The organism is Kocuria sp. U4B (genome assembly GCF_054875615.1).
This window is the reverse complement of the sequence record NZ_CM142180.1, coordinates 2,846,633-2,862,370: the sequence shown is the minus strand read 5'-3', so window position 1 is coordinate 2,862,370 and position 15,738 is coordinate 2,846,633. Positions and strand designations below refer to the sequence as shown.

General features: G+C 70.5%; 14 protein-coding genes. 11 read left to right on the top strand and 3 right to left on the bottom strand.

The features are described from left to right. Positions 1–243 precede the first annotated feature (243 nt). Both ACYSMR_RS13485 and ACYSMR_RS13480 read left to right on the top strand, forming a co-directional pair. Positions 244–2,538 (top strand): bifunctional polysaccharide deacetylase/glycosyltransferase family 2 protein, encoded by a 2,295-nt coding sequence (locus ACYSMR_RS13485; protein WP_461745884.1) that lies wholly within the window; start codon positions 244–246, stop codon positions 2,536–2,538. Next, positions 2,535–3,776, top strand: coding sequence for an acyltransferase family protein (locus tag ACYSMR_RS13480; RefSeq protein WP_461745882.1), 1,242 nt, complete (start codon positions 2,535–2,537; stop codon positions 3,774–3,776). The genes ACYSMR_RS13485 and ACYSMR_RS13480 overlap by 4 nt, the downstream gene beginning before the upstream one ends. 19 nt (positions 3,777–3,795) lie before the next feature. Here ACYSMR_RS13480 and ACYSMR_RS13475 read toward each other — a convergent pair whose 3' ends face one another. Further along, positions 3,796–4,203 carry a hypothetical protein gene (locus tag ACYSMR_RS13475; RefSeq protein ID WP_461745880.1) on the bottom strand — a complete coding sequence of 136 codons (408 nt, stop codon included), beginning with the start codon at positions 4,201–4,203 and terminating at the stop codon, positions 3,796–3,798. Positions 4,204–4,332: 129 nt separating this feature from the next. Here ACYSMR_RS13475 and ACYSMR_RS13470 point away from each other — a divergent pair, with 129 nt between their 5' ends. Then, the gene (locus tag ACYSMR_RS13470) at positions 4,333–4,734 is read left to right on the top strand and encodes a hypothetical protein (RefSeq protein ID WP_461745878.1); all 402 of its coding nucleotides are present in this window, start codon (positions 4,333–4,335) and stop codon (positions 4,732–4,734) included. A gap of 27 nt (positions 4,735–4,761) precedes the next feature. Here the strand turns inward: ACYSMR_RS13470 and ACYSMR_RS13465 are convergent, their stop codons facing one another. Then, complete coding sequence (locus ACYSMR_RS13465) at positions 4,762–5,844, bottom strand: chitinase (protein ID WP_461745876.1); 1,083 nt, start codon at positions 5,842–5,844, stop codon at positions 4,762–4,764. 131 nt (positions 5,845–5,975) lie between these two features. Between ACYSMR_RS13465 and ACYSMR_RS13460 the strand changes: the two genes are divergently transcribed. The 8 genes from ACYSMR_RS13460 to ACYSMR_RS13425 all read left to right on the top strand — a co-directional run bounded on the left by ACYSMR_RS13460 (position 5,976) and on the right by ACYSMR_RS13425 (position 13,432). After that, a complete protein-coding gene (locus ACYSMR_RS13460) occupies positions 5,976–6,125 on the top strand; it encodes a hypothetical protein (protein ID WP_461745874.1) in 150 nt (49 codons plus the stop codon). A 437-nt stretch (positions 6,126–6,562) separates the two neighbouring features. Further along, positions 6,563–6,814 carry a hypothetical protein gene (locus ACYSMR_RS13455; protein WP_461745872.1) on the top strand — a complete coding sequence of 84 codons (252 nt, stop codon included), beginning with the start codon at positions 6,563–6,565 and terminating at the stop codon, positions 6,812–6,814. A gap of 11 nt (positions 6,815–6,825) precedes the next feature. Further along, complete coding sequence (locus ACYSMR_RS13450) at positions 6,826–8,172, top strand: glycosyltransferase family 2 protein (RefSeq protein WP_461745870.1); 1,347 nt, start codon at positions 6,826–6,828, stop codon at positions 8,170–8,172. A gap of 11 nt (positions 8,173–8,183) precedes the next feature. After that, entirely contained in the window at positions 8,184–8,858 is a 675-nt protein-coding gene (locus ACYSMR_RS13445; protein WP_461745868.1) for a LamG domain-containing protein, read from the top strand. A gap of 45 nt (positions 8,859–8,903) precedes the next feature. Further along, complete coding sequence (gene wecB, locus ACYSMR_RS13440; RefSeq protein WP_461745866.1) at positions 8,904–10,094, top strand: non-hydrolyzing UDP-N-acetylglucosamine 2-epimerase; 1,191 nt, start codon at positions 8,904–8,906, stop codon at positions 10,092–10,094. A gap of 61 nt (positions 10,095–10,155) precedes the next feature. After that, entirely contained in the window at positions 10,156–11,940 is a 1,785-nt protein-coding gene (locus ACYSMR_RS13435) for a DUF2334 domain-containing protein (RefSeq protein ID WP_461745864.1), read from the top strand. A gap of 287 nt (positions 11,941–12,227) precedes the next feature. Then, positions 12,228–12,884: a deoxyribose-phosphate aldolase gene (deoC, locus tag ACYSMR_RS13430; RefSeq protein ID WP_461745862.1), complete on the top strand. Its 657-nt coding sequence runs from the start codon at positions 12,228–12,230 to the stop codon at positions 12,882–12,884. A gap of 140 nt (positions 12,885–13,024) precedes the next feature. Next, entirely contained in the window at positions 13,025–13,432 is a 408-nt protein-coding gene (locus ACYSMR_RS13425; protein WP_461745860.1) for a hypothetical protein, read from the top strand. Positions 13,433–14,273: 841 nt separating this feature from the next. Here the strand turns inward: ACYSMR_RS13425 and ACYSMR_RS13420 are convergent. Next, entirely contained in the window at positions 14,274–15,497 is a 1,224-nt protein-coding gene (locus ACYSMR_RS13420) for an acyltransferase family protein (protein ID WP_461745858.1), read from the bottom strand. Positions 15,498–15,738 lie beyond the last annotated feature (241 nt).

The following is a 15,738-nucleotide window of genomic DNA, read 5'->3' as shown; positions in this document are numbered from 1 at the left end:
GGATCTCACGGGCAGATCCCACCCATTCGCAGCCTGACCTTGTAATTTGCTGACACAATCTTACGCGTCGGTAGCTCCCGGGGGGACGTGCCGATCGGCTTGTCGGGGGGATGAGCCGCGATCCAGGGGAACGAGTGTGTTGTGGGCGAAGAGCTCAACGGGGGCAGTTCCGTGCCTTCTCCACGTCGGAGACCGACGACCGACACGAACGACAACCGGCCGGAAGCCTCGGCTGCTCCGCCGGTGTTCTTCGACCCGTCCGGCAAGCGGTGGCGGCGGATCCTCGTCGGCCTGATGCTCGCCTTCCTGGTCGTGGCCGGGTCGGTGGCGTGGGTGCTGCCGCAGGCTCTGACCCCCACCTACGCCCAGGACCACAACGCGAACCAGCAGGACCCGGCCTATCCCCGGAAGCTGCTGGCCGGCGGGGACGCCGAGAACATCCCGCTGCTCGGGGACTCGTCCAACCCTTTCACCCGGATCGGACTGGTGGAGCATCGCGCCAACGCCACGGTCCTGCGCGATCCCTTCGGCGACAAGGTGTTCCGCACCCTCACCGAGGAGGAGGTCGCCGTCGTCGGGGACAGCCCCTACGCGATGGAGCGTTTCGGGCAGCTGCCTGCGAAGCAGCTGATGCTCACCTTCGACGACGGCCCCGACGCCGCCTTCACACCTCAGATCCTCGACGTGCTGGCCGCCGAAGGGGTGCCGGCGACCTTCTTCAGCATCGGCACGAACGTGGTGGGCCACCCCGAGCTGTTCCAGCGAGTGGTCCGCGAGGGGCACATGGTGGGCAACCACACCATGACCCACACCACCGTGTGGAACGACCAGCTGCGCAACCGCGAAGAACTGGTCGGCACCGACCGCGCCATGCGATCGGTCGGCGGCTACGCGACCCAGCTGTTCCGCCTGCCCACCGGCGACCCCGACAACAAGCCCCTGCCGCTGCTGGAAGCCCAGCAGCTGGGGTACCTGCACGTGGACTTCGACTACGACACCCAGGACTGGCAGTCCGCCTCCGGGGAAAAGGTCGATCTGCCCGAACTCGACGGGGCGGGCCACATCGTGCTGATGCACGACGGTGGCGGGGACCGCACCGCGACGGTGGCCGCCCTGCGGGAACTGATCACCGAGGCCAAGGCGGCCGGCTACACCTTCTCCACCCTCGCCCCCGTGCTCCCGCAGGAGTACCTGCCCGTGGCCGACACGCAGGCGGTGCTGGCCGACGACGCCACCGCCCTGGCCGTGGCGGGGGTGACGGTGGCCCCGGACGTGGTCATGACGTGGTTGTTCTGGTTCGGCATCGGGTCCCTGACCCTGATGACCGTCCTCTACGTGGTGCTCGCCCTGATCGGCCACCGCCGACAGACCAAGCGGGTGTGGCCGCAGGTGCCCGAGGAGCAGTTGCCGCTGGTGAGCGTGATCCTGCCGGTCTACAACGAGGAACCCGTCATCGCCCGCACCCTGGCCTCACTGAGGGCCAGCGACTACCCGCACCTGGAGGTCATCGCCGTCGACGACGGCTCCACCGACAACACCTTGGCGATCCTGCACGAGATCGCCGCCGGGTGGCCGGGCCTGCGGGTGCTCACCCAGGCCAACGCCGGCAAGTCGGTGGCCTCCAACCACGCCATCATGGCCGCGGCCGGGGAGATCGTCGTGACCCTCGACGGGGACACCCTCTTCGAGCCCCAGACCATCCGCATGCTGGCGCGGCACTTCACCGACCAGCCGGGCAGACGCCCGGTCGGGGCGGTGGCCGGGCACATCAAGGTCGGCAACCGCACCGGGCTGCTCACCATGTGGCAGTCCCTGGAGTACATCTCCGGGATCTGCGTGACCCGGATGGCCGAGGGCGTGGCCGGGGCGATCTCGATTGTGCCCGGGGCGTGCGCGGCCTGGTCGCGCACCGCCCTGCAGGCCGCGGGAGGCTACTCCCACGACACCCTGGCCGAGGACGCCGATCTGACCATGACCCTGCAGAAACTCGGGTACGCGGTGGTGCAGGAGAACCGGGCGGTGGCCTGGACCGAGGCCCCGGTCACCGCCCGCGGGCTGGCCAAGCAGCGGCTGCGCTGGACCTACGGCAACCTCCAGGCGCTGTGGAAGCACGCCGACATGCTCTTCCGCCCCCGCTACGGGGCGCTGGGGCTGATCGCGCTGCCCTACACCCTGCTGGCCACCGTGATCCCGCTGGTGTTCCTGCCGCTGACCGTGGTGGTGGCCGGGCTCAACCTCGCCGCCGGCAACTGGGTTCCCCTCCTCGCCTTCGCCGCCTTCGTCGCCGGGCTCCACGCGATCATCTGCGTGCTGGCGATCCGCATGGTCAAGGAGTCCTGGGCGCACCTGCTGGTGGTGCCCCTCTACCGGGTGATCTACGAACCGCTGCGCGCCTACCTGCTCTACGCCTCCCTGCTCCAGGCGCTGAAGGGCAAGATGGTCGGCTGGTACAAGCCCGAACGCACCAACACCGTCCTGGACATCACCACCCTCCAGGAGACGGCCCAGGACACGGCCTCGAGCGGGAACCCGCGGTGACGGCACCGGCTACGACCGCCCGTCGTGACCGGTACCTGGACCTGCTGCGCGCCCTCGCCCTGGTCCGCGTGGTGGCCTACCACACCGTCGGGGGCGCCGCCTTCAGCCTGGCGTTCCCCTCGATGGGTGTGATGTTCGCCCTGGCCGGCGCACTGATGGCCCGCTCCCTGCGCCGGCCGGCCGCGCAGGTGCTGCGTTCCCGCACCCGCCGGTTGCTGCTGCCGCTGTGGGTCTACAGTGCCACGGTGCTGGCGCTGCTGCTCGCGGCGGGATGGCGCCCCGGAGTCCAGGAGCCCGGCTCCTGGTGGCAGGTCCTGCTCTGGTTCCTGCCGATCAGCAACGCTGTGTTCCCGGAGACCGTGGGCACCGGCGCGATGGTGGATCCGGGCTGGGCGGCGCAGGCCGGGGAGATCCTGTGGTACCTGCGCGCATATTTCTGGTTCATGGTCCTCTCCCCCGTGCTGCTCGCGGCGTTCCGGGCCCGGCCCTGGCCGGTGCTGCTGGCGCCCCTGGCCCTGGGCGTGCCCCTGGCCCTGGAGCTGGTGGCGCTGCCCGAGTGGGCCGGGCCGGCGGTCGTCGACTTCGCCACCTACGGCTCCTGTTGGGTGCTTGGCTTCGCCCACGCCACCGGGCGGCTGCGGCGGGTGCCCATGCAGGCAGTACTGGCGGCCGGGCTCACCGTCATGGCCCTGGGCCTGTGGTGGGCCGCCGGCCACCAGGAGGGCGGGTGGGACCTCAACGAGATCCCCCTCGCCCAGGCGCTGTGGTCGTTGGGCTTCTGCGCCGTGCTGCTGCGGATCTCACCGGTCTGGCAGCAGCTGCCCCGGCCGCTGCGGTTCCTGGAGCGCGGCGTCTCCCTGCTGAACAACCGGGCAATGACGGTCTACCTGTGGCACAACCTGCTGCTGGTGGCCACGGTGGTGGTCATCGACGTGCTGTGGAACAGCGAGACGCTGGCCGACGCGGTACCGGCGCTGCTGAACAGTTCGTGGACCCAGTTCGCCCTGGTGTGGCCGATGCTCGCCGTGGTCTTCCTCGCCGTGGGATGGGTGGAGGACGTGTCCGCCGGGCGCCGCGCACGCCTGTGGCCGAGCCGGACCCCGCCGCCCCGACCCCTCTCGCAGGGCACCGTCCCGCAGGACACCCTCCCGCAGAGCGCCGTCCCGGGCCGCTCCTGGCTGTATCCGCGTCAGATGCGCGAGGACGCGGCCTCCAGTGTGCTGCACCGGCAGCCCTGAACCACCGGATCCGGCGCAGCTAGCGCCGGCCGGCGTCGTCCACCGGCCCGCGCATGCCGAGCACCGGACCGAGGCAGGTCCCGGCCACGGCCAGGAAGCCAGCGGTGAAGACGCAGACCGCGGCCCAGAAGGCGATCTGAGATCCCGGGGTGAGCGAGTAGAGGGCCGGGCTGCCCGTCATCTGGTCGCAGACCACGGAGGGCGGCCACCACGACCGGTGCCCCACGGCATCCTCCACCGGAAGTGCGCCTTCGGCCCGCAGCGCGGAGGACGCAGAGCATGCTCGGCTCGGTCCGCCGACGCTGCGCAGTGCGACGTAGAGCAGGTCGAGCAGGACCAATAGCACGGCCGCGAGCATCGCCACCCCGGCGAGGGGATATACCCGGGCGAGGTCCGGAGATCGCCGGTCGGGCGCGCGGAAGTCCATGGCCGGAGCCTAGCGCCGGGCCCTGCCGGATCGCCCGAACGCCACGGGAGGACACCGACACGGTTCCCGGCGTGCGCCCATCCCATAATGGACCGACGTATGCAGTCGAACGCATGGAGGCGGACGGACGTGGAGGTTCAGGACAGGCGCCGGCGCCGGTGGGCGTGCGCCCTGTGCTCGGCCATCGTGCTGACGGGCGCCCTCACGGCCGTCCTGGGGTGGCCGGGCCCGGACGACCTCGAGGCGTACCAGGAGCTCGGCTGGACCAACCCCGTCGCCGGGGCGATCATCGCCGCCCTGGGAAGCCTGCTGCTCGTGGGCAACGCCCGTGGCCGGCTGAGGCCGAACGGCGACCGTGTGGTGCTCGTGCTCTTCCTCGTTCCGCCCGCGATGCTCGGGGTACTGGCGCTGGGCGGCCGGCTGCCCCCGGCACTGCACCCGGTCCTGGGGCTGCTGCTGCTCTGGTCGGCGGCCTTCACGGTCCTGCTGTTCACCCCGCAGCGCCCGCCGGCCAGCAGGGCTGTCGGCTGACCGCCCCTCCGGCCGGGTCCAGGAACACTATCCCTCGATGCCCTCGCCGAGGGCCTGCGTGAAGGCTCCGGGCTCCTGCTCGACACCGCTGCAGAAGTCGTTGGCCTCCTGCGGATCGGGATCGTCGGCGCCACAGGCGCGATCCCTGTTGAGGGACCAGAAGGAGACCCGGCCCAGGCCCTGCTCACGGGCGAAACCGTTCAGCTGTTCCGCGGCCTCCACGTCGAGGACCTCCGCGCCGACGTCGTTCTGGCCGATCATCGGCGTCAGGCCCATGCGGTTCCACGCCAGCTCGTCGGACAGCTGCTGTCCCGCCTCGGCGTAGAGGTCCTTCACCTGCGCGTGCACGGAGCGGGCGGCCTCCGTGGAGGCGTCGTACTCGCTCTGCGACGCCGGCTTCCCCTCGTCGAAGTTCATCGTCATGATGTTGACGCCGGCGAGCTCGACGCCGGCGCCGAGCATCTGCGCCACGACGTCCTGGGACGACTCCTCCAGCCCCGCGAGGCCCGTCGGCAGCGTCAGCCAGACCTCCAGCGGATCGTGGTCGGGACGCTCCTCCTGCAGCCGCGCGACCGCTTCCGCACGCCGGGTGTTCGCCTCATGGTCCTCGAGGTCGTCCATCTCGATGTCGAAGTCGACCGTGTCGAGGTCGTAGCGGTCGACGACGTCACGGTACGCCGCGTACACCTGGTCCGTGTCGGTGCACGCGGTGGCCAGTTCGTCCCTGGCGGCGCCGCCGAAGGAGACCGCGACCTCACCCCCGCCGTCGCGGAAGGCCGTCACCCGGCCGTCCAGGTCGAGGTCCGTGGCGGCGCCCTCCAGCCCGTAGTAGCCGCCCCACGACGGGGTGCAGGCGTCCTCGGGGTCCGCCACGACGAAACCCAGCACCACGTGCGACCGGCCGGCGGCCTCGGCGGCGAAGTCGTACACCGGATAGGCCGTGGCGTTGACGTAGCCGCCGAACCAGGGCTCGTTGCGGACTGGCTCGGGATCCCCGCATCCGACCAGCAGGCCTGCGCACAGCGCGGAGGACAGGACCATGCACGGCAGGGCGCTGCGTCGCCTCGGTGCCGGCGCGTGCTCCGTGCTGGGTTCCCCGGTCGACCTCATGATTTGCCCTCCCCCTGAAGACGATGTGGTGGCCGCCCGACAGTCCGTGCCCCCGATCTGTCCGGCCGTGCCGGGAGGCCACAGTACACGGTTCCCCGGGTCGTCTCGTGTGCTCCGCGGAGGCCTGCCGCATGGTGCCCACCGTCGAGGGTGCCCCGATCGCCGCCACCGTCGGCCCCGTCACGGCCGCGCCCCTGCAGGAGCTGGGGCTCGAGCCGCTGGTCCCCGAGCGCTTCCGGAGGGGCGCGATGCTCAAGCAGCTCACCGACATCCTGTCCTGATCCACCGGCGTCCTCACAGCCTTGCGGCGGGAACGCCGCGGAGCCGTTCTGCTGTCCGCGCCCCTGCGCAAGTTAGCTTTCGCAACACAACGTCATCCTCGTCCGGAGGGGCCCCGATCCTGTCGGCAGACGGGGGGACAGCGCTGTCCGGGGCTGTCCCCACTTTTCTCGACACATTTCACGGATGCACACCCGCGGCTTGGGAGTCCTGTCGCGAAGTCGCGCTCTGGCCTGCGCGGATGCATGGAGGATGCCCCTTCTCCCCCGTTCGGCGGGACGGCGGCCCCCGCTGTGAGCAATTGCAAATTCCTGGGAGCATTCAAGTACTTGGCCGTTCCCGGGGGGGAACCGCCGAGCCGGCCCGTCGGGGGGATGGGCCGCCTGCTGTTCTAGGAGCGACAACGATGCACGCCATCACTTTGTCCACTGAACTTGCCATGTCCGCCGGTTCCGCGCAGCTCGCGCTGCAGCACGGAGGCCGCACGCTGCTCATGATCTCCATGGCACTGTTCTTGTCTTATCTGCTGTTCATGATCGGGGCCGTCACGGTCTCGGGCGTGATGAGCTCGGTGCGCTCGCGGCGCGCCCGCACCCGCGAAGCCCTCGGCGGCGCGACGGCAGCACCCGCCCGCCCGGCGCCGGCGTGGAGCGCCGAGAGGGCCCCGGAGCTGCGCGACGTGCGGGTGTAGGGGGCGGGACCATGATCATCCTCTTCAACCAGCGCGTCGATCTCATACTCATCCTCGCCCTGTCCCTGGTCGTGGTGAGCGTGCTCTACAGCATCACCATGCTGATCCTGTCCCGCCGGAGGCCGGCCGCCGCGCGACGCGTCGCGCGGTCGCGCCTCTTCGCAGCGGCCGAGGGCATCCCGAAAGACGTCGTCTTCGTGATCCCCTGCCTGAACGAGGAGCGGGTGATCCGTGCCAGCCTGGACCGGCTGGTGGAGCTCGATCATCCCCGGCTGCACGTGCTGGTGATCGACGATGGCTCCGACGACGACACTGCGGCCATCGTCAACGCCTACCCGGATCCCCGGGTCAGCCTCCTGCGGCGCGTGCTGCCCGAGGCGCGGCAGGGCAAGGGCGAGGCCCTCAACGCCGCGGTCCGCCACATCAAGTCCGGAGCCGTCGTGCAGTGGACGGACCCCGACGACGTCGTGGTGTGCGTGGTGGATGCCGACGGCCGGCTGGAGCCGCACGTGCTCGACGACGTGCTGCCGATGTTCGACGACCCTCAGCTGGGCGCGGTGCAGATCGGCGTGCGGATCAACAACCGCCAGCAGAGTCTGCTGGCACGCATGCAGGACGCCGAGTTCGTGCTCTACACCGAGGTGTTCCAGCGCGGCCGGCGCCACCTGGGCAGCGTGTGCCTGGGCGGCAACGGCCAGTTCGCCCGCTTCTCCGCGCTGCTGGGCCTCGGTCCCTCGCCCTGGTCGCGCAGCCTGTCCGAGGACCTGGACCTGGGCGTCCGGCTGCTGCTGGACGGCTGGACCACGGACTTCTGCCCCACCTCGTCGGTGCACCAGCAGGGGCTCGTGGACTTCCGCCGGTGGGTCAAGCAGCGCACCCGCTGGTTCCAGGGGCACCTGCAGTCGTGGGGGCTGGTCCCCTGGGTGCTGCGCGACCTCTCCGGGACCCGCCGGGTCGACCTCCTCTACCACCTCACGAGCCCCTACCTGCTGCTGGTCACGTCCTTCCTCAGCGCCGCGTTCCTCCTGTGGATCGCCGCCGTCGCCCTGGGGGTGGCCACCGGCACCGCGACGTTCTCCGCCTGGTGGATCTCGGCCTACCTCATCGCCTTCGGCCCGGCGCTCCTCTTCGGGGTCGTCTACTGGAAGCGCGAGCGCGAGAACGGCCAGAAGCTGTGGTCCGTGCTGGCCATGATGCACCTCTACGTGGGCTACACGGCCCTGTGGTACATCGCCGGCTGGCGGGCCACCGTCCGAGCCCTGATCGGGCGCAACTCCTGGGCCAAGACCGACCGCACCACCGACGACCAGGACCTGGAGGCTGCCCGGAAGGAGCAGACCGCCGGATCCGCCGGGTGAGGGCAACCGTGATGGGGAAGGGACTGGCGATCCGGGGCACGGTCGGGCTGGCCCTCGTGCTGGTGCTCTTCCACTTCCTCACCGACGTCCTGCAGGGGCCGGACGGCGAACCCCGGGAACAGACCTGGCAGGACGGACAGACGTACGGCCCGTGGTCGGTCGTCTTCACCGGCTGGGGAGAGGCAAGAGGACACGAGGGCGAGGTCGTCCTGGAACCACGGGCCGCCACCAACGCGAAGGACACGCACGGCGGGCTGGTCGTGACCACCGAGACCTACCTGGATCCGTCCTTCGAGGTCACCGTGCGCACGGAGGAGCAGGTGCGCCTGGGCACGCCGAACCCGTGGGAGGTGGGCTGGGTGCTGTGGAACCTGGAGGACAACGACCACTTCTACGCCGTGGCGCTCAAGCCCAACGGGTGGGAGATCTCCAAGCAGGATCCTGCCTATCCCGGCAGCCAGCGCTTCATCGTGAGCGGCACCGACCGCACGTTCCCGATCGGCGAGGACTACCGGGTGAAGGTCGAGCACGACTGGCCCCGGATGACGGTCAGCGTCGACGGCCAGGAACTGGCCACCTTCACCGACGACGAGCGGCCCTACCGCGGCGGGGCTGTCGGTCTCTACACCGAGGACGCCAGGGTCCGGTTCACGGACCTGGACGTGCTCGACACCGCGGACAACTGACCGGGCGGGCTGCGCCCGGCGAACACCACACACAAGGAGCAGAAAATGTTTTCCACACCCCCCACCACGCCCATCACCGTCATGGCCGTCTACGGCACCCGGCCCGAGGCCATCAAGATGGCGCCCCTGGTCCTGGCCCTCCAGCAGGACTCCCGCTTCCGGGTGGAGGTGGTCGTGACCGGGCAGCACCGCGAGATGCTGGACCAGGTCAACGAGAACTTCGGCATCGTCCCCGACCGGGACCTCAACATCCACACCCCCGGTCAGACCCTGACCGGGATCACCACCCGCACGCTGGAGGGGCTCTCCGCGGTCCTGGACGAGGTCCGCCCGGACGCGGTGCTCGTCCAGGGGGACACCAGCACCACCTTCGTGGCCTCCCTGGCCGCGTTCTACGCGGGGGTCGCCGTGGTGCACACCGAGGCCGGCCTGCGCACCGGCGACGCGTACTCGCCCTTCCCCGAGGAGATCAACCGCCGGCTCACCAGCCAGGTGGCGACCCTGCACCTGGCGCCCACCTCGGAGAGCCGCGAGAACCTGCTGCGGGAGAACATCAGCCCCGACTCCATCGTGGTCACCGGCAACTCCGTCATCGACGCCCTGCTGCTCACCGTGGCCTCGCGCCCGCAGATCGAGGACAAGGACCTGGCGGGACGCCTGGCCCAGGGCCGGCCGGTCGTGCTCGTCACGGCCCACCGCCGCGAGTCGTGGGGCGAGCCCCTCCGCCAGGTCGGCCGAGCCATCGCCCGGCTGGCCGCAGCCCACCCCGACCACGACTTCGTCTTCCCCGCCCACCGCAACCCGCTGGTCCGCGAGGCCATCGTGCCCGCCGTCGAGCACTGCTCCAACGTCGTGGTCACCGAGCCGCTGCCCTACGCCCAGTTCTGCGCCCTGATGGAGCGCTCGAGCATCATCCTCACCGACAGCGGCGGGGTGCAGGAGGAGGGACCGTCCCTCGGCAAGCCCGTGCTGGTGATGCGCGACACCACGGAGCGGCCCGAGGCGGTGGCGGCGGGCACCGTGGAGCTGATCGGCACCGACGAGCAGGCCATCGTGGACGCCGTCACGACCCTCATCGTCGACGACGAGGCCTACGACCGGATGGCGCGGGCGCTGAACCCCTACGGTGACGGCCGCGCCGCGCAGCGCACGGTGCAGGCCCTGGCTCGGCACTACGGCTTCGCCACCACCGTCGAAGAGTTCCAGTACCAGGCGCCGCAGCCGGCGGCGTCCTGAGCCAGCCCTCGACCGGTACCCCGTCCACGACGCAGTGACGATCCGTACGCGAAGGAACATCATGACCAACCAGTACAAGCTCTCGACCCGGGGCCGCGTGGGCTGGGGCGCCGCCCTGCTGACCCTGCCGCTGGTCTCCGTCGGCACCGTCTTCGGCCTGACTGACGACTCCATCGTCAAGGGCCAGAACTCCAAGTACGTGGAGCAGTTCGCCTCCCCCGTGGACTCCATCACCGCCGGGGCCTCCGGCGGAACGCCCGACTTCCCCTCCCGGTGGGGCAAGCCCGGCGGCACCTCCACGCTGGTGCTCTACGACGCCGACGGAGAGTACCCCGAGGACGCGGAGCTCTACGCCATCGCCACCGCGAACCTCGCCACGCACTTCGGGGAGGCCGAGGTCAAGGACGTGGCCGACTACACCGCCGACACCATGGACATCTTCGACGCGGTCATCTACGTCGCCAGCGAGCAGGGGACCACTCCGCCGAAGGCCTTCCTCGACGACGTGCGCGAGGGAATGGTCCCCGTGCTGTGGGCGGACCAGAACATCGACGACCTCGCCAGGAGCAACTCCCCCGACCCGGCGGACTTCATCGCCCAGTACGGGTGGGACCCCACCCAGCCGCTCACCGTGGACAGCGAGCAGGTGGAGGCCGTCACCTACAAGGACCGCAGGATGCAGCGCCACACGGGGGGCACCGACGAGGTCAACGCACCCCGGATCGTGGACCCCTCGGCTGTGCAGGTGCTCGCCAGCGGCATCTGCGGGGACCCGGCCAAGCCCACGGACTGCGCCGGGGGCGACCCCGCGCACCCGGGCACCGAGCTGCCGTGGGTGATCCGCTCGGGCAACCTCACCTACATCGCCGAGCTGCCCCTGAACTATACGGACCGCAACGAGATGTACCTGGTCTTCTCCGACCTGTACTACGACCTGCTGGCCCCGGGCACCGCGCCCAGGCGGCAGGCGGCCGTGCGGCTCGAGGACGTCGGCCCCGAGGCCAACCCGAGCCAGCTGCGGGCCGTGGCCGACTACTTCCACGCGCAGGGCGTGCCCTTCCAGGTGGCCGTCATGCCCGTGCAGATCGACCGCACCAAGGACAAGGAGGGGTGGTACGGGCTCAGCCTCAAGGAGACCCCGGAGGTGGTCGAGGCGCTGAAGTACATGCAGGAGCGCGGGGGGACCCTCATCCAGCACGGCACCACGCACCAGTACGGCAACATCGACAACCCCTACAGCGGCCGCTCCGGGGACGACTACGAGTTCTACCACTACGGGTGCAGCGCCACGGAGCTGCCGCCGTACGAGTTCGAGACGTGCGAGAACGACTCCTACGTCCGCAAGATCGGGCCCCTGCCGCAGGACAGCGTCGAGGACCACAAGGAGCGCATCGCCCAGGGGCGCCAGATCATGATCGACGCGGGTCTCGGGGAGCCCAAGATCTTCGAGACCCCGCACTACACGGCCTCGGTCAACGCCTACGTGGCCATGTCGGAGCTCTACGACGCCCGCTACGAGCAGACGGAGTACTACGCCGGCATGCTCTCCGGCCGGGAGATCTCCCCGGAGCACGACTTCGGCCAGTTCTTCCCGTACACGGTCCAGGACATCTACGGCACCACGGTGTACCCGGAGAACCTGGAGAACATCACGCTCAAGGAGCAGAACAACCACCCCGCCCGCTCCCCCGAGGTGCTGCTGGAGCGCGCCGAGGCCAACCTCGCGGTGCGGGAGTCCACCGCCAGCTTCTACTTCCACCCCTTCCTCGACCTGAAGTACCTCGACGAGGTCGTGACGGGGCTCAAGGACATGGGCTACACCTTCGTCCCGGTCACGGAACTGTAGTGATCTGCTGACACCACCACGCCGAGCGGCGAGGGGCGGGCCATCGCCAAGGATGGTCCCGCCCCTCGCCGCTCCCGTGCCAGGGGTCAGCTCCGTTCAGCCCTTGCTCCGGCGGGAGGTGACCGTGGGAGGCATCGAGGAGCGGGGATACACCTTCGTTCCCGTCACCGAGCTCAAGTGATCGAGCGCCCAGACGGTCGGAGGAGTCCCTTCGCCGGACGTGGGTCCGTGTACTCGCCGAGTAGGCTGGGCGGCGACCCGACCGACCGTCGAAAGGCGCCCCTCCCGTGACCGCTCCTGTCCAGCTCGCTCCCTACATCGACCACACCCTGCTCAAGCCGGAGGCCTCCCGGGAGCAGATCGCCACCCTGTGCGCGGAGGCCAGGGGATACGGCTTCGCCTCGGTGTGCACCAACCCGCTGTGGGCCAGGTTCGTCCGCGAGCGGCTCGAGGGCAGCGACGTGAAGACGTGCGTCGTCGTCGGCTTCCCCCTGGGGGCCTCCGCCACGGAGGTCAAGGCCTTCGAGACCGCCACGGCGGTCGCCGCCGGCGCGCAGGAGATCGACATGGTCATCGACATCGCCGCCGCCCGCGCCGGCGAGCGCGAGACCCTGGAGCGGGACGTGCGCGCGGTCGCCGAGGCCGCCCACGCGGGCGCGGCGCTGCTGAAGGTGATCATCGAGACGGCCCTGCTCACCGACGAGCAGAAGGTCCTGGCCTGCGAGGCCGCCGTCGCCGCCGGCGCGGACTACGTGAAGACCTCCACCGGCTTCTCGACCGCCGGGGCCACCGTGGAGGACGTGCGGCTGATGCGCGCGACCGTGGGCCCGGACATCGGAGTGAAGGCCTCCGGCGGGATCCGCACCCGCGAGGACGCTCTCGCGATGATCGAGGCCGGGGCCTCCCGCATCGGGGCCAGCAGCGGCCCCGCGCTCGTGGGCTGAGCCGGGGCGGACCTGCCGCCGTCACCCCGCCCGACCCACTAGACTGGACGGGACTGCTTCCGCGGCCGCGTCCGACGTGCCGCCCCACACCGCCAGAAGGGTTGGAATCCATGGCCAGAAGAGCTCAATCGTCCACCAGCGTGTCCGCGGACGCGTCCACCGGCGATCGCGACGGCAACACCGTCCGCTCGTACTCGGGCCAGGGCCGGACCGTCAACAACCTCCTCTTCCTCGCCGCGTGCCTGCTGATCATGCTCGGCAGCTTCTGGGCGTTCGCGAGCTACCCCGACAGCCCGCTGGTGTGGATCGTCGGCCTGGGCCTGTACACCCTCGCGCTGCTGATCCCCGTGGGTCTGCTCAGCAACAGCACCACGAAGCACACCGTCGGCGGGCGCGCGGTGCAGATGGACGTCCCCCCGACGACCGAGGTCGCCGGTGACGCCCCCAAGGCCGCCGAGTTCGGCCAGTACGCGCGCAACATCGACGAGCGCGACGCGAAGACCCACGCCGAGCACCGCGACGACCCCTTCGCCCGCAAGGACTACTAGCAGGACCACGGGCAGGACCGCTCCCGCTCTGACCTGAGCCCCTGAGGTCGGGGTGGGTCTGCGGGGCCGTCGGTGGAATGGGAGGGACTCGGCCCGGTGTTGCACCGGGCCGAGTCCCTCCCGTTCTTCGTCGAGGCGCACGGCGCTGCACCACTCGATGCAGGCGTCCAGCTGGGGGAGAGAACTTCGGTCGAGGTGAAAGCCCCGGGGCCGGTAGAACTGCTCCTCGAGGCGACCGCAGAAGGTCTCGATCGCGGCGTCGTCCAAGCAGGCAGCTTTGCGCGATGTCGACGGGCCGTCCCGTGCTCGGCCGGCAGCAGCCCCCCAGGAGCGTTGCCGGTACCGCCACCCCTGGTCGCCGGCGCACCAGCGGTGTCTGTCCCGGCCCGATAGGCGGTGACCTGCGACTCGAACGGATCCAGCATCCCCGACCGACAGACCTCTTCTGCACCCACATCGAACTCGGTCACGTCGGAGACGCGCTTGACACCGTCTTGCCCGGCCGGCTCCGCCCACGCGTTGCTGCACCGCAGTCAGCTCCGTCTCAGGCGGGAAGGACGCCTGGGTGCCGGGTCTCCTGGGACCACCTTCGCCCGCCAGGGAGAGGCGGTGGGGGAACCACCCGGCCCAGCCCCCGACGCCCGTGGCCTTCTCGCGCCGGCGCCACCGCCCGGGCCCGTGGCTCATCGAGCACGAATGCCGGCATGAAAGAACTGCACCTCCTGCAGAAGGACCGGCCAGTGCTGGTCCAACGTCAAAGGTGCAGTTCAGGTGGGAGGGGTCCTCGTCGAGGTCGCCGCCCGCGCCGGCCGGCTGCGGGCGGCGACCTCGACGAGCGACCTCAGCTGTCGTGCCGGGCCGGAGTCGCCGACCGGGGCGCCGGCCGGGACGAGACCGGCCACAGCCGGGGACGGCGCCTCGCCGCGACGTCCTCGACCCAGCCGACGGCGAGGACCGCACCGGTCACGAGCAGCCAGGTCAGCACGAAGTCCGGCCAGGAGCTGTCCAGCAGCTCCGGCACCGCCTCCGACAGCGCCTCGGACTCGTACAACGGGGCCAGGAGCGGCACGGTGCAGGCGATCATCAGGTTGTGCCACAGGTAGACGGTCACGGCTCGGTTGTTGAGCAGGGTGACCAGCGGGTCCAGGAAGCGCAGCCCTCGCGGCAACGCCTGCCACGACGGCGAGATCCGCAGCAGGATGGCGCAGAAGCCGAAGGACCACAGCGCCTGCCCGATCGGGATGCCGTTGAGGTCGATGCCTTCATCCGTCGGATGGGCGAGAGCCCACGACAGGCCCAGCGCCATGGCCAGGGGCCCGGCGGTGAGGACCAGCCACCACGGGAGCCGGCGGAGCACCCCGTCCTGGTGGGCGAAGCCGAGCAGCCAGCAGGAGCCGTAGACGGCGATGTCGGTCAGTGTGGCGGAGAGGGTGTCCGACAGGGGCAGGATCTCCGGCTCCAGGACCATCAGCAGGACCAGCGGCGCCAGCACGGTCGCCCAGGCCCGCGCCCGGAACATCCGCAGCAGCAGGGGCGAGAGGAGCACGAACCAGAAGTAGGCCCGGATGTACCACAGGATCTCCCCCGCCTGCACCGGCCACGAGGGGTCGAGCAGCCCGGTGCCGTCACCGAGGCCCTCGGGATAGGGCGGATCCGCCAGGGGCACGAACCACAGGAGCACCCGGTACCACGGGCCCGTTCCCTGCTGGCCGGGCAGCCACCCCTGTAGCATGAACAGGGTCAGGACCGTGATGCTGTAGACCCACAGCGGCAGCAGCAGACGCCGGGACCGGCTCCGCAGGACCGCTGCCGCCGGACGGTCCAGGGAGCGCGCCATGAGGGAGCCGGCCAGGGCGAACATGATGCCCATGGCCGGGAACACGAGGCTGAGCAGGGCGCCCCCGAAGACGTGGTACCCCACGACCCGGATGAGGGCGAGCGCCCGCAGCAGGTCGAGGTAACGGTCCCGTCCCGGTGCGGGCGCCGCCGGTGCTGTGCCGGACGGCGCCGGTGCGACGAGCGCACCAGCGCCCGGTTGCGCACTGGTGTCGGCAGAATTGCTCATGCTGTACTCCCCCTCGATGTCAGGACATGCGAAGCGGGTCGCCAGGCCTCCAGTGGGATGGAGCCGCCCCCGCGGCCGTCGTGCCCTGGCACCCGCTGCTGGGGTCAGTCTGCCGCAATCCGGTCACAATAGTAAATCGTCGGCCGACCCTGTGACGGTGTGCGCTCGCGCTGGAGCCGGAGGGCTGGGCCTGACGGGCCTGTCCCCGACAGTGTGCCTTGGGCAATCACTGTGCCCACAG

Bases quoted from the DNA above. Each gene is read 5' to 3' on its own strand.
- ACYSMR_RS13420 (WP_461745858.1), bottom strand. From the start codon at position 15,497: ATGAGCAATTCTGCCGACACCAGTGCGCAACCGGGCGCTGGTGCGCTC.
- ACYSMR_RS13445 (WP_461745868.1), top strand. From the start codon at position 8,184: ATGGGGAAGGGACTGGCGATCCGGGGCACGGTCGGGCTGGCCCTCGTG.
- ACYSMR_RS13465 (WP_461745876.1), bottom strand. From the start codon at position 5,844: ATGAGGTCGACCGGGGAACCCAGCACGGAGCACGCGCCGGCACCGAGG.
- ACYSMR_RS13460 (WP_461745874.1), top strand. From the start codon at position 5,976: ATGGTGCCCACCGTCGAGGGTGCCCCGATCGCCGCCACCGTCGGCCCC.
- ACYSMR_RS13475 (WP_461745880.1), bottom strand. From the start codon at position 4,203: ATGGACTTCCGCGCGCCCGACCGGCGATCTCCGGACCTCGCCCGGGTA.
- ACYSMR_RS13450 (WP_461745870.1), top strand. From the start codon at position 6,826: ATGATCATCCTCTTCAACCAGCGCGTCGATCTCATACTCATCCTCGCC.
- ACYSMR_RS13455 (WP_461745872.1), top strand. From the start codon at position 6,563: ATGTCCGCCGGTTCCGCGCAGCTCGCGCTGCAGCACGGAGGCCGCACG.
- ACYSMR_RS13435 (WP_461745864.1), top strand. From the start codon at position 10,156: ATGACCAACCAGTACAAGCTCTCGACCCGGGGCCGCGTGGGCTGGGGC.
- wecB (WP_461745866.1), top strand. From the start codon at position 8,904: ATGTTTTCCACACCCCCCACCACGCCCATCACCGTCATGGCCGTCTAC.